Below are 13,185 nucleotides of genomic sequence, written 5' to 3'. Positions count from 1 at the left end.
TAGCATATTCTTAAAACCCTTATTCGTTTAGAATTTATGAAGCCAATTACAAAATATGCAATAAACAATGCTACTAATATTGCATATCAAGTAGTGGGGCAAGGTTCTATAGATCTTGTTTTTATACCAGGATGGGTTTCAAACATTGATATGATGTGGCTAGATTACAAACTTTCTGAATTTCTGACAAGACTTACTCAATTTTCGAGACTAGTCTTATTTGATAAAAGAGGTACTGGGCTCTCTGATAGAGTAAACCCATTATGTTCTCTTGATGAAAGAATGGATGATATTTTGAGTGTTATGGATGCTGCTAAAAGTAAAAAAGCCATTTTCTTTGGTCATTCTGAAGGTGGAACAATAGCAAGCCTTTTTGCCGCTAGATACCCAAAACGTGTCATTTCACTGATTACGTTTGGCATTTTTGCAAAACGAAAATATACAGTAGACTATCCTTGGGCCCCTAAAACAGAAGAACGAGAACTTTTCTACCAAACAATTCAAAAAGAATGGGGAAATGGAAAAAAAATGGGGTTAGAAATAATAATGCCTTCTATGGCTAATAATCCTGAATATTACGATTGGTTCGCAAGTTATTTGCGTTCTGCTGCTGGTCCTAGAGCAGCACTTGCACTTGCCAAAATGAATACAGAAACTGATATTTCAGATATTTTAAAAAGTATAAACACTCCAACCTTAATTCTTCATAGAACTCATGATATTGATGTAAATATCGAAGAAGCAAAATATATAGCAAACCGAATACCTAATTCTAAATTTGTGGAACTTAAAGGGAATGATCATTGTTTTTGGGTAGGCGACACCAACTCTGTTATCGAGGAAATGGAAGAATTTATTACAGGAATAAGACCTATTATAAAAATAAAACAGTTCGTTACTACAAGAAGTAAATACACTAAAATAGATATTGAAAAAACAATGCTCAATAATTTTCAATACAATTTAAAAATAGAAGATTTCGCAAAACTATGCGGAAGAAGCTTATCTGTTTTTAAAAGAGATTTTAATAACCGCTTTAACACGACACCTTTTAAATGGGTAAAGACAAAACGTTTAGAATATGCAAAAGAGCTTTTAATGGAAAGTGATTTAAACGTAAACCAAATATGTTTTGAAAGTGGTTTTATAAATAACTCTCATTTTATTAAATCATTTAAAGAAAAATTTAAATTACCTCCGCATCAATTCAAGTCCATAAATAAAAACTATTACTAATTTTTTTAAGTACCTGAACCTTAGAGCATACTTTTTGAATTTTTAAGCATATCAAATCTGTTTGATTTAATTGAATTTTGTTTAGTAACCAAAAACGAAATCAAATGAAAAAGATAGCCATCTTAATTTACGGAGCATTAGCATACCTTATTTTTCTTATTGCTTTCCTTTACGCTATTGGATTTGTAGGAAACATATATGTTCCAAAAACAATAGACTCTGGAGTTGAACCTACGTTACTTAATGCTATTTTAACCAATACTATATTATTAAGCCTATTTGCTTTACAACATAGTATAATGGCACGACCAAAATTTAAAGAATGGTTTAATTCTATCTTTAGTCAGGCTATGGAACGTAGTACGTATATTCTACTATCTAGTTTAGCTTTAATATTGATTTTTTGGAAATGGCAACCCATAACGACTATAGTTTGGGACGTAGAAAATACGATTCTCTCTAGTATTCTAATTGGCGTATTTTTTCTAGGTTGGCTTATTGTTTTACTATCTACGTTTATGATTAACCATTTTGAACTTTTCGGTCTTACACAAATCTTTGATAATCTAAAAAACAGGAAAACTCCAAACCCAAAATTTCAAACAAATTATTTTTATAAATTGGTAAGACACCCTATAATGTTAGGTTTTTTAATTGCTTTTTGGGCAACACCGGTAATGACAATGGGACATTTATTGTTTAGTATTGTAACCACACTTTACATTTTTGTAGCGGTAAAATATTTAGAAGAAAAGGATCTTCGTAAATTTATTGGAGAAGAATATGAAACCTATCAAAAAGAAGTTCCTATGATAATTCCTTTTACAAAAAAGTAATTCCATAAGTGTAATAGTCTGAACACACATATACTCATCGTTGGTATTGACCAGTCCTATGCTCTTATCATTTTATTATTTCTCAATATAGAATTAACAATCGCTTTTATATTAAAACTTAACTAGCATTGAGGTACAAAGAAGAACAAAATCAATCACTCAAAAAATCAGTAATCTTATATAAGTATTATTAACCAAATAGATTAACTATACTTATGCTTGAGTTAGAAATTAAAACCCAATTTTAATAAATTGGGTTTTAATTTCTAAGTCTGACCTATTGATTCATTGCCATGTCGTGGTCATATTTACAACAACCAGGTAAACCCTCATAGGCTTCCAAATCACCTGCAACTTTTTCTGTATCATAACCTGAAGCTGCAATTGCGTTATGAATTGCCATTTCATCTGTTTTAGAATCGTCAAATGACACCGCTATTTTCTTTTTTTCAACATTCCAAGTTGCGTTTTCAACACCTTCAACAATTACCTCTTACTCCAAAAGAAATATCTGCCATAGCCATATCGTTAGATACTTCTGTTGTTGAAGTTTCTGTGTCTTGTTTGGTTTCGTTTTTACAACTTGTGAAAGCTAAAGCAAAAATTACAGCGACACTTAAAATTGTTTTCTTCATTTTTAAAAATTTAATTGTTATTAATTGATTTCTATTTAATCTATTATTTGTTTCACTTCTCCGCAAGTCAGCATTTCTCCTCCAAAATAAGGGTTAATCACTTTTTCTTCTTTACTCAACCAATAGGCACCTTTATTATCATCTCCCATTGGGCAAAATTGATGATACACTATTTCATTGATTCCAAATACTTCAATGGCATTTGCTAAGTGTGCAGAAAGACTTTTAAAATAGCGTCGTTGGTCTTCAACTTTAGAGGTCTTAGAAATTGAAATAGCATCAGCTTTTATCTTTTTTTCAATGGCCATCCAATGTTTATGCGTGTCACGGTCTGTTAATAATGCCATATCTACGTTAGATAAATCATCCAATAGTTGTTTTGACTCTGCTACCACATTATTTAGATCATCTTGCACCAAAGCATCTTTCAATTGTATATAACCATTAAAAACTACTTTTAATTGCTTTTGAAAATCGTTAGACACTTCTACTCTTTCATTCATATTGGAATGATTTTCATTATTTTCCGAAGCCGTATTCCCCATACCAAGATGCCCCTCGTGACCAGTCGTCATTTTACCTCCTATTTTATTCATCATCGATTTTTTGCCTTGCAATTGTGCTGCGGCATCAATAGTAAACGTCCCATTTGTAACAATTTCGTCTCCATCGTTTAAACCTTCTAAAACTTCATAATTATCTCCAATAGAATTGCCTAGAGTTATTTGTCGCATTTCAAAAACGGGTTCATTCGGGTTTGCTTTGATATACACAACTGAGCGTTCTCCTGTCCATAATATTGCAGATGAAGGAACCTTTACAACAGATGCTAAGCTAGAAGTGACTCCTTTTACTTTACCTTCCACAAACATTCCTGGTTTAAACGCACCATCTTTATTTTTAAGAATTACTCTTAATTTTACAGTTCTAGTTTTAGCATCTAAAACAGGATCTATAAAATCTACTTTTCCATTAACCTCTTTACTCGCATTGACATTAGTAGTTATAGAAATGTCTTGGCCTTTTTTAAATAAATTAAGCTGATTTTCGTAAACATCAAAATTGGCCCAAACCGTATTCAAATTTGCAATTTTAAGCAGCGGTTGTCCTTGTTTAATATAATCTCCTTGTTCTACTAATTTTTCAGAAACAGTACCTGAAACCGTTGCATATACAGGAAAATTTTCTTTTACTTTTCCTGAACTCTCAATTTGATTGATCTGGTTTTCTGATAATTTCCAAAGTTTTAATTTATTTCGCACAGCTTTGTACAATGCTGGTTGCGATTCTTTTAAAGATGACGCTGTAATTAATTCTTGTTGTGCAGCGTACAATTCTGGTGAATAAATTGTTGCTAAGAGTTGCCCCTTGCTTACATCTTCTCCAGTAAAACTGACATTTAAACGTTCTATACGACCTGAAAAATAACTCACCTGTACAGCGTTTGCTTCTTCGTTTTCTACAATCTTCCCAGATAATTTAATGGCATTATCTTCTACTTGACCATTTCCTACAACAGATGTTTGAATATTTGCCAATGCCATAGCGTTTTCTGACAATTTAAATTGGTCTGCCATTAATCCTTCAGCACTACTTTCCGCAGGAATTAAATCCATTCCACAGATAGGGCAATCGCCAGCTTCGGGCTGCATAATTTGCGGATGCATAGAACACGTCCACATTTGATTGGTTTCTGCTACAGCATTATGATTATGCTCCGTTTCTTTAACAGGTGAATTACTAAAAAGCAACCATCCTAACAACACACCAACTGCGAGTATGCCTATATATATGACTATTTTATTATTTTTCATTTTCTAATCGTTTTATCATGGCTTTCATATCTTCTATTTCTTTACGTTGTGCTTTAATAATATCCTCCGCAAGTTGTTTTACTTCTGGGTCTTGAATATCTGCGCGTTCACTTGTAAGTATTGCTATTGAATGATGTGGTATCATTCCTTTTAACCAAAGCACATCTCCAACAATTGGTGCTTGTACCCTTACCAAACCTAACGCGCTGATAAAAAGCACTAAGCTTCCAACAAGTATTGCTGTGTTCTTCTTTTTGCTTTTATACATTTTCAGCATAAATAAAAGCATTATCACTGCCATTGCTGAAATTCCTAAACAAACCATATAAAAACGTGTCATACTAAAATACACGTGGTCTATAGCATAGGTATTTAAATACATGGTGATATACATGGCTATAAATGAAGCCCCTAACATTAAAAAGAATTTGGTATAATTTCCTATACCCTCTTTGTGATTTGTGTGTTCTTGTGAATTCATAATTTTTGATTTTTGTGTTAATAATTATTTACTTCTTTTTATTAATTTTCTCACGGACGGTGAAGACGTGAACCATAATAAAAACCCACTTAATACTGTAATCAACCCTAAAATTGAAAATGCTCTCAGTACAATCGTATTAAAATCATCGCGTCCTTGGTAATCCATAGTATGTGTCATCCATAAAAAATCGAACCAACGCCAATCGCGATGTCTCACCGTTTGAAAAGCACCATTATTTATTGCGATGTAAGCTTTCAGGTTTTCATCGGTTTTATATGAAATCTCGTAAGCCGGTAAAGGCCTACCTCTATATTCATGATGTGCACCAACCTGATTAATTTTTTGTATGTGTTCGATTTCCAATTCAGGTAACATGTAACGCTCTGCTACTTTAATAGCTTCTTGTTCTGTAATTTCTTCCTTTATCTCACCTGAAATGGCATTATATAATTGACTTTCATTTATCCAATAATAAGGCTGACCTGCAATCTCCAATAATTCTAAAGACTCGATAAGTGTCTTGTTTTCCAATTGAGATGTTCCCAATAAATTAGAGAAAGCCGTTTGCTGCGGCACTTCTTTTTTAAAATGGTCACCGTGAATTTCATCAATATCTGTCCAACTAAAATAGAGACCACTTATCGTCCACATTAAGAATTGGATTCCTAAAAAGATCCCTAAATAGCGATGTGTCTTCCTGATTTTTAATGCAGTATGCCTGTTAACCATATTAGTTTATTGTAAACGGAAATTCTATTTTTATTTTCTCCCAATTCATGCTTATCAAACCAGAATTTTCGCTGGTTTTTACTACTTTATACTCGAGTTGTTCTTGAATATCCTCAGAAATTTTTGGGGTAACTTTAAAACGAATCACATCATCCTTTTCTTCATATTCATCTTTACCATGTTGATCCCAATTTTTATTGATCATAACTGTCCAATCGCCTTTGGAAGGGATTGTGAAAAAACCATATTTGCCTTTTGGAAGAACCTCACCATTTATAACTAAATCTTTATTGGTTTCTATCCAAGTTGCATTATGTGCTCCAGCTTGCCATACATTGTCATAACCAACTAAACCACCAAAAATGATTCTTCCTCTAACGCCTGGTGATGAATAATCGATATGTATATGTGCGTCGTCAATCATTGCCATAGCAGATGTATGAGGACTTAATATTTTCTTTTTTGGGGTTTCCTCCTTTTCAAGTGTTGTCACATGATTTTCATGTTCATTGTCAACCGTCTGTTTTGCTTCATTTTTACAACTCAAAACGGAAAGTGTCACTACAAGTACTACTATTAAATTCTTCATCTACAAATAATTATATTTTAATATTTCTTAATCTTAATGCATTTACGATTACAGAAACCGAACTAAAACTCATGGCTAGAGCTGCAATCATCGGTGACAATAAAATCCCGAAAAAAGGAAACAAAACACCTGCTGCTATCGGAATACCTACAGTATTATATATAAGTGCAAAAAACAGGTTTTGTTTAATGTTTTTCATCACAGAGTGACTTAAATTTTTAGCTTTTACAATACCATGTAAATCTCCTTTTACTAAAGTGATCATTGCACTCTCAATGGCAACATCTGTGCCTGTACCCATGGCAATCCCAACATCACTTTTTGCTAAAGCTGGCGCATCGTTAATACCATCTCCTGCCATGGCAACGACCTTGCCTTGTTTTTGTAGTTGCTCTACTTCTTTCATTTTATCTTCAGGTAACATACTCGCCTTAAAATCGGCTAGATTCAATTCTGAAGCTACTGCTTGTGCTGTATCATGATTATCACCTGTAAGCATTACAACAGCAATCCCTTTATCTTGAAGTGTTTTAATAGCTTTTGCACTAGTCTCTTTTATTTTATCGCCAATAACAACGTAACCAACAACCTTACTGTCGATTGCTAAAAACGATACCGTTTTACCTTGTTTTTGGTAAGTTTTAGCTTCTTCCTCCATTTTTAATGAGATGTCTGCATTCGCATGTGCCATCATTTCAGGATTACCTAAGGCTACTTTTTTACCATTTACGTTGCCTTCTACGCCTTTACCTGTAACAGCACTAAATCCGTCCGATTTTAAAACTTCTGTTTTTTGCGCTTTACCATATTTAACAGTTGCTTCTGCTAATGGATGCTCACTATGAGAGTTAAGCGACACAATATATTGTAGAATCTCATTAGCACTAAAACCATCATTAAAAGTCCCAACAGTTTCTACCGTAGGTTTCCCTTCAGTTATGGTTCCTGTTTTGTCAATTATAAGCGTATCTACCTTATCTAATTTCTCAAGGGCTTCAGCATTCTTAATCAATACTCCATTTTGAGCACCTTTACCCACACCAACCATTACTGACATTGGTGTTGCCAATCCAAGTGCGCACGGACAAGCAATAATTAAAACAGCTATCGCATTGACTAAAGCATAAACATAAGCTGGTTCTGGTCCCCAAATGGCCCAAACTGCAAATGTTATTAATGAGATAATGACAACGACAGGCACAAAGTATCCTGAAACTTTATCGGCTAAATTTTGAATTGGTGCACGACTTCGACTGGCATTATTCACCATATGAATAATTTGAGACAATAAGGTATCACTACCAACTTTCTCCGCTTTCATTAAAAACGATTGATTGCCATTAATAGTCCCGCTACTGATTTTATCACCTGTCGATTTATTTACAGGAATAGGTTCTCCTGTAATCATAGATTCATCGATACTGGTATCACCTTCGGTTATAGAACCATCAACTGGAACTTTTTCACCTGGCTTTACTTTTAAAATGTCGTTCAGTTCTATCTTATCAATACTGACCTCAACCTCTTCGCCATCTACTATTTTTATAGCTTTATTTGGCGCTAATTTTAAGAGCTCTTTTACTGCGGAATTGGTTTTACTATGTGCACGCGCTTCTAAAAGTTGTCCGAGTAATACCAATGTAAGTATAACCGTCGCTGCTTCAAAATACACATGTACGGATCCAGATTCTGTTTTAAACTGATTTGGAAAAAAGTCCGGAAAAAACATCCCAAAAACAGAAAACAACCAAGCCACTCCTGCTCCAATGCCAATAAGCGTAAACATATTGAGATTCCATGTTTTTATACTATTGTAAGCACGTTCAAAGAACATCCACGTCGCATAAAACACGACAGGAATGGATAGTCCAAATTGAATCCAATTCCAGTTTTTTTGTTCCAAAACATCATATAATGGATTGTTAGGAATCATTTCACTCATCGCTATTAAAAATATTGGCAATGTGAATATCACGGCAATCCAAAACTTTTTTATGAGCTTTTTATAGGTTTTCTCTTCTGAAGAAATATCGGGTTGCATAGGGACTAAATCCATACCGCATATAGGACACGGACCAGACTCATCTTTTACGACTTCTGGATGCATAGGGCAAGTCCATTGCTCTGAAGCGTACGTGGACAGATTCTGTTCTTCAACTAAATCCATTCCACAGACCGGACAATCTCCTGCCTTATCATAGGTTTTATCACCTTCGCAATGCATCGGACAATAGAATGTGCCTGTGCCTTTTCCTTTTTCAATTCCCACGGAAGTAGGAATCTCATCCTTCACATGATGATGCTCACCTAGTTTATGAATACTATAACGTCCACCATCCTTTTTTAAAGCCTCTTGAAATTTTTCAATAGGAATATGGGATTCCATTTCAATGGTTGCTTCTGCTTTTTCTAAATTGACGGTTGCCTGGGAAACACCTTCAACTTTTGAAAGTATGTCTTCAACATGACTGCGACAACCCTTGCAAGTCATTCCGTGTATGTGGTATGTGTGTTTCATTCCCATTCCCACGGAAGTAGGAATCTCATCCTTCATATCATGATGCTCACCTAGTTTATGAATACTATAGCGTCCATCATCTTTTTTTAATACGTCTTGAAATTTTTCAATAGGAATATGGGATTCCATTTCAATAGTAGCTTCTGCGGTTTCTAAATTAACTGTGGCTTGCGAAACACCTTCAATTTTTGAAAGTATGTCTTCAACATGACTGCGACAACCGTTGCAAGTCATTCCGTGTATGTGGTATGTGTGTTTCATTTTATTTGTTCTTTATAATTTAATAACAAATGTATTACCGTTTTAAAGCATACGTTTTTCTAATTCTGATTCTTATTTATACAATTTGGTCATATGGTTTTCTGTCCCAATCTTGCAAGCTTTTATAGTCAGACATCGACATTCCCGTAATCGCTTTAAACTGCCTTGCCAAATGACTACTTGTTTTATAGTTTAAGGTATAGGCTATTTCAGAAAAATTTAATTGTCCGAGTTGTATTAATTCTTTTACTTTTTCAATTTTTAAATTGATAGTATATTTCTCTAGTGTAAGCCCTTCATGTTTACTAAACAACTTACTTATAGCAGTTTCCGTTTTCCCAAATTCTTCAGCTAAAATTTTAAATAAATCCTCTGTCTCGCCTAATTGAATTTTATGAATAAGCTTCACTTTTATATGTTCAATTAAAGTATCTATTTCATTTTCGATAATTTCAAAACCGGTACTTAAAAGTGTTCTCTTTAAATTTTCAGCATTACTATTTACACCTTTTACGACGACAACTTTACCTAACTCTACAGATTCTACATCATAGTTTTCAGAATTAAAAATTGCTAAAACCGAAGCGATACAACGGTTACAAACCATGTTTTTTATGTAGATTATTTCTTTCATTTTTAAAGATTAGTCTTTAATTGAGTCATCCATTGAATGATTGTTGTTTTATCTTCTTCTGAAAATTCAGCATCTTTATGAATCAATGTATAAGAATCTAAAGGCATCTCTCCACTTTCAATTTGCTTTATAATTGACCGAAATTTACTTGCTTTTCTGCGGTTTGATAATAAACCCCATTCACTAAAATTTAATTCAGATTTTCCTTCTGTTATATGATCTTCTAAAAACCAAGCTGCAGGTTGTATTTTGTTATACCAAGGATATTGGGTGTTGTTACTGTGACAATCATAACATGATGTTTTGAGCTTGTTTTCAATGTTTTTAGGAATATCATTAACTAGCATAAAATCAGTAGCAGGAACACTTTCATTTTGATTGCGCTCTGTCGGCACAAACTGTATGCCTACAAACGCTACCAATAATACTAATGCTATGATTTTAACAATTCTCATTTAGTTAATCTCTTTTTGCACTTTTCCGCAAGTCAACATTTTACTTCCATAATAAGGATTCTTAACATCTTTACTCATACTCAACCAAGCGCTTCCTTTATCATACATTGGGCAAAACTGCTCATATAATGTGTTTTCTGTTCCAGTAATTGCAACCATATCCGTGACATCTTTACTCAAAATTTTAAAATGTTCACGTTGGTGCTCCATTGGACTCTCTGAAATATGTTCTGCATGTTCCGTTGCATCTACAATAATGTCATTTAGTTCTGATTTTTGATCATCCGTATATTTTGAAACATCTAGATTACCCAAACTTTTTACTAAGATTGCACCTAATTCTTTTCCTTTAGACTCATCATCTGCTACCAACGCGTTCTTCAGATTAAAATAATCTTTTAATATATTCTCAGAGCTTCCATTTTGATCGTCGCTCATAGCCATTTCTTTTTCTTCTCCATCGTGATGTCCATCACTGTTATCATGATTCATTTCAGAGTGCATCTCATCATTTGATACTTCTTTTTTACCGTCTTTGCAAGACATTGCAGTAAAGCCTATAAGAGCTATTGCTAAAATTGCTGTTGTTACTTTTAAATTTTTCATTGTTTTTTGTGTGTTTATTAATATGTGATTAAAATCGAACTGATAAGCCTCCGCCAGTTCCAAAACGGTTATCATGACTTCCCATAAGTGAAAAGTTTTTTGATAAAAAATATTCTATTCCAACACTCCAAGTCACTTCATTGTCAAAGTTATCTCCTGAAGGCAGATCGTTTACCCAACCAAAATCAGCTTGATATTCGTAGTTTCCAAAAATGGCTGTTCTTGGAAAAATCATTATTTCTCTGCTTAAGCTTATTTGTGGTCTTAATTTACTATCCATACGGACATCGAGATTAAACAAATAAGGTGTTAAAAATCGGATTCCTGCAATAGCTGTCGTTTCAATATCGTCAATTGAGTCTTCCATTTCATTTTCAATGTTAACACCACCAAATACTCTTAAATAATCGTGCAAGTAACGCTCGTAAGTTACTTCGGCTTCAAGGTTTTGATTCCAACCATACTCTGCCGAAACATTGAATTGGTTACGTAGGTTTGATGCCACATAACTAAACTCTGTCATGTGCGAAGCAACGTCTAACATTGACCATGAATAAAACTGGTCTGCTTCATGAATTAGGTTTGAAACTGGATATGGCTCCATACGCTCATCACGAGGTGTATCATAACTGACAATTCTTGCCATACCGCTCATCATATGGTATAATATGTGACAATGAAAGAACCAATCTCCATACTCATCTCCATAAAACTCAATAGTAATTTCTTGCATTGGTGGAACGTTTACCGTGTGCTTTAATGGTGAGTATTCGCCATTTTTATTGATAACTCTAAAGAAATGACCATGAAGATGCATAGGATGATGCATCATTGTAAGGTTATTAAAAGTCATCCGTGTTACTTCACCTCCTTTTATTTTAATATTATCTGCTTCACTTAAGGGCACACCGTTCATACTCCAAATGTAGCGGTTCATATTACCTGTAAGATTTAATAGGATTTCTTTAACTGGATCGTCTTTTTTGTACGTTGTTTTCTCTGGTGATTTTAAGTAATCATAATTATACTCCGAAAACATGTTCATACTTTGCATCTCGTCCATTTTCATATCCTTATCCTCCATATCCATTTTAGAATGCTCGATATTACTATCCATAACTTCTTTTTGAGGTTCCTCCATAGTCATTTTGCTATGATCCATTTTTGAATGATCTACCTTTTTAGGCGTCATTGAATCTTTAGACTTATCCATGTTCATTTCATCATGGTTCATTTTTGAATGATCCATTTGCATACCGTACTCCGCCTTTATTTCGTGGCGCTCATCTTTATTAGGTTGAAATTTTAAAGCGTGAGCTCCCATTTTCATATCCATCTTCGCCATTTGTTGCATCATCGCAATTTTATCTGGTCTAGGAACTTCCATAGCTGGCAATATGTCGCCATTACCAAAAAACGCAGATGCTGTACCCGATCCATCTTGAGCCGTAATTTTAAATTCTAATTTCCCATTATCTGGAATGGTTACTATAAAATCATATGTTTCAGCAACACCAATAAAGGTTTTATTCTTTTTAACAGGAACAACATCGAGTCCATCTGCAGACACTAAAGTTGGCATTCCGCCACCAAAAGTCATCCAAAATGAAGAGGATGCAGCACCATCGATAATTCGTAACCTAACTTTTTCACCAGGTTTAAACTCTGGATATTCTATTCGTTCTTCCCCATTAATCAAAAATGCAGGATAATATACATCTGCAATGTCAGCTCCTTCCATTCGTTGTCTCCAAAAATCTAACTGCGCTCCAAGTGCACCTCTGGCTATCACTTGATTTAAAGGTGTAGCAGTTCCTTTTTTCATACTATACCATTCATTGCCTCGCTTTAAATTTTTTAAAACATTCATCGGTTTTTCATTCGTCCAATCCGATAATAGTAATACCATTTCCTTATCATACTCTAATTTTTGTTCTTTAGGCTTAATTACAAAAGACCCATAAACTCCACTTTGTTCTTGTAACATCGTGTGCGAGTGATACCAATAGGTTCCGGACTGTTTTAAAGGAAACTCATACTTAAAAGTTGTTCCAGGTGCAATAGGTGGTGTGGTTAAATAAGGAACTCCATCATAAAAATTAGGCAGTAGCAGTCCATGCCAATGAATAGACGTTTCAACATCCATATTATTTTTAACATAAATTACCGCATATTCTCCTTCTGTGAATTCTAAAACCGGACCAGGAATGGTACCATTAACAGTCATTCCCATCACATCTTTACCCGCTTTATTAACCGTTTTTTTATCTATGGTTAGTGTGTATTCTTTTACAGGTAGATTGTCACTGTTTCCTTCTTTGGATTGTGCGAATGAAAATTGCGTGGCAATTAGCATGAGCACTATTATATATTTTAGTTTTTCCATTT

The 13,185-nt window shown here is 34.0% G+C and carries 13 protein-coding genes; 2 read left to right on the top strand and 11 right to left on the bottom strand.

Features of this window, described 5'->3' with window-relative positions:
- The first annotated feature begins 36 nt into the window (after positions 1-36).
- Entirely contained in the window at positions 37-1,236 is a 1,200-nt protein-coding gene (locus tag DFQ09_RS04555; protein ID WP_115808482.1) for an alpha/beta fold hydrolase, read from the top strand.
- 104 nt (positions 1,237-1,340) lie between these two features.
- Positions 1,341-2,072, top strand: a complete 732-nt coding sequence (mddA, locus tag DFQ09_RS04550) for a methanethiol S-methyltransferase (RefSeq protein ID WP_115808481.1) — start codon at positions 1,341-1,343, stop codon at positions 2,070-2,072.
- A 277-nt stretch (positions 2,073-2,349) separates the two neighbouring features.
- Here the strand turns inward: mddA and DFQ09_RS19175 are convergent, their stop codons facing one another.
- The 11 genes from DFQ09_RS19175 to DFQ09_RS04500 all read right to left on the bottom strand — a co-directional run bounded on the left by DFQ09_RS19175 (position 2,350) and on the right by DFQ09_RS04500 (position 13,183).
- The gene (locus DFQ09_RS19175) at positions 2,350-2,475 is read right to left on the bottom strand and encodes a hypothetical protein (RefSeq protein WP_394347264.1); all 126 of its coding nucleotides are present in this window, start codon (positions 2,473-2,475) and stop codon (positions 2,350-2,352) included.
- Positions 2,476-2,551: 76 nt separating this feature from the next.
- The gene (locus tag DFQ09_RS19170; RefSeq protein ID WP_394347263.1) at positions 2,552-2,707 is read right to left on the bottom strand and encodes a hypothetical protein; all 156 of its coding nucleotides are present in this window, start codon (positions 2,705-2,707) and stop codon (positions 2,552-2,554) included.
- 35 nt (positions 2,708-2,742) lie between these two features.
- Positions 2,743-4,521 carry an efflux RND transporter periplasmic adaptor subunit gene (locus DFQ09_RS04540; RefSeq protein ID WP_115808480.1) on the bottom strand — a complete coding sequence of 593 codons (1,779 nt, stop codon included), beginning with the start codon at positions 4,519-4,521 and terminating at the stop codon, positions 2,743-2,745.
- On the bottom strand, positions 4,511-5,002 hold the full coding sequence (locus DFQ09_RS04535; protein ID WP_181897146.1) for a DUF305 domain-containing protein: 492 nt from the start codon (positions 5,000-5,002) through the stop codon (positions 4,511-4,513). Before DFQ09_RS04535 ends, DFQ09_RS04540 begins: the two co-directional genes overlap by 11 nt.
- 24 nt (positions 5,003-5,026) lie before the next feature.
- Positions 5,027-5,734: a PepSY domain-containing protein gene (locus DFQ09_RS04530; protein WP_115808478.1), complete on the bottom strand. Its 708-nt coding sequence runs from the start codon at positions 5,732-5,734 to the stop codon at positions 5,027-5,029.
- Position 5,735: 1 nt separating this feature from the next.
- Positions 5,736-6,323 carry a DUF2911 domain-containing protein gene (locus tag DFQ09_RS04525; RefSeq protein ID WP_115808477.1) on the bottom strand — a complete coding sequence of 196 codons (588 nt, stop codon included), beginning with the start codon at positions 6,321-6,323 and terminating at the stop codon, positions 5,736-5,738.
- Between the two features lie 10 nt (positions 6,324-6,333).
- Complete coding sequence (locus DFQ09_RS04520) at positions 6,334-9,102, bottom strand: heavy metal translocating P-type ATPase (RefSeq protein WP_115808476.1); 2,769 nt, start codon at positions 9,100-9,102, stop codon at positions 6,334-6,336.
- A gap of 76 nt (positions 9,103-9,178) precedes the next feature.
- Positions 9,179-9,736, bottom strand: a complete 558-nt coding sequence (locus DFQ09_RS04515; RefSeq protein WP_115808475.1) for a helix-turn-helix domain-containing protein — start codon at positions 9,734-9,736, stop codon at positions 9,179-9,181.
- Positions 9,737-9,738: 2 nt separating this feature from the next.
- Positions 9,739-10,191 carry a heme-binding domain-containing protein gene (locus DFQ09_RS04510; RefSeq protein ID WP_115808474.1) on the bottom strand — a complete coding sequence of 151 codons (453 nt, stop codon included), beginning with the start codon at positions 10,189-10,191 and terminating at the stop codon, positions 9,739-9,741.
- Positions 10,192-10,797, bottom strand: a complete 606-nt coding sequence (locus DFQ09_RS04505; RefSeq protein ID WP_115808473.1) for a DUF3347 domain-containing protein — start codon at positions 10,795-10,797, stop codon at positions 10,192-10,194.
- A gap of 28 nt (positions 10,798-10,825) precedes the next feature.
- Complete coding sequence (locus DFQ09_RS04500) at positions 10,826-13,183, bottom strand: multicopper oxidase domain-containing protein (protein ID WP_115808472.1); 2,358 nt, start codon at positions 13,181-13,183, stop codon at positions 10,826-10,828.
- Between the last annotated feature and the right edge of the window lie 2 nt (positions 13,184-13,185).

Source organism: Winogradskyella pacifica, from assembly GCF_003386275.1.
Classification (GTDB): domain Bacteria; phylum Bacteroidota; class Bacteroidia; order Flavobacteriales; family Flavobacteriaceae; genus Winogradskyella; species Winogradskyella pacifica.
This window is presented reverse-complemented; position numbering and strand designations above follow the sequence as displayed.

Bases quoted from the DNA above. Each gene is read 5' to 3' on its own strand.
- DFQ09_RS04525 (WP_115808477.1), bottom strand. From the start codon at position 6,323: ATGAAGAATTTAATAGTAGTACTTGTAGTGACACTTTCCGTTTTGAGT.
- DFQ09_RS04510 (WP_115808474.1), bottom strand. From the start codon at position 10,191: ATGAGAATTGTTAAAATCATAGCATTAGTATTATTGGTAGCGTTTGTA.
- DFQ09_RS04505 (WP_115808473.1), bottom strand. From the start codon at position 10,797: ATGAAAAATTTAAAAGTAACAACAGCAATTTTAGCAATAGCTCTTATA.
- DFQ09_RS19175 (WP_394347264.1), bottom strand. From the start codon at position 2,475: ATGGCAATTCATAACGCAATTGCAGCTTCAGGTTATGATACAGAAAAA.
- DFQ09_RS04530 (WP_115808478.1), bottom strand. From the start codon at position 5,734: ATGGTTAACAGGCATACTGCATTAAAAATCAGGAAGACACATCGCTAT.
- mddA (WP_115808481.1), top strand. From the start codon at position 1,341: ATGAAAAAGATAGCCATCTTAATTTACGGAGCATTAGCATACCTTATT.
- DFQ09_RS19170 (WP_394347263.1), bottom strand. From the start codon at position 2,707: ATGAAGAAAACAATTTTAAGTGTCGCTGTAATTTTTGCTTTAGCTTTC.
- DFQ09_RS04555 (WP_115808482.1), top strand. From the start codon at position 37: ATGAAGCCAATTACAAAATATGCAATAAACAATGCTACTAATATTGCA.
- DFQ09_RS04500 (WP_115808472.1), bottom strand. From the start codon at position 13,183: ATGGAAAAACTAAAATATATAATAGTGCTCATGCTAATTGCCACGCAA.
- DFQ09_RS04535 (WP_181897146.1), bottom strand. From the start codon at position 5,002: ATGAATTCACAAGAACACACAAATCACAAAGAGGGTATAGGAAATTAT.
- DFQ09_RS04515 (WP_115808475.1), bottom strand. From the start codon at position 9,736: ATGAAAGAAATAATCTACATAAAAAACATGGTTTGTAACCGTTGTATC.
- DFQ09_RS04540 (WP_115808480.1), bottom strand. From the start codon at position 4,521: ATGAAAAATAATAAAATAGTCATATATATAGGCATACTCGCAGTTGGT.
- DFQ09_RS04520 (WP_115808476.1), bottom strand. From the start codon at position 9,102: ATGAAACACACATACCACATACACGGAATGACTTGCAACGGTTGTCGC.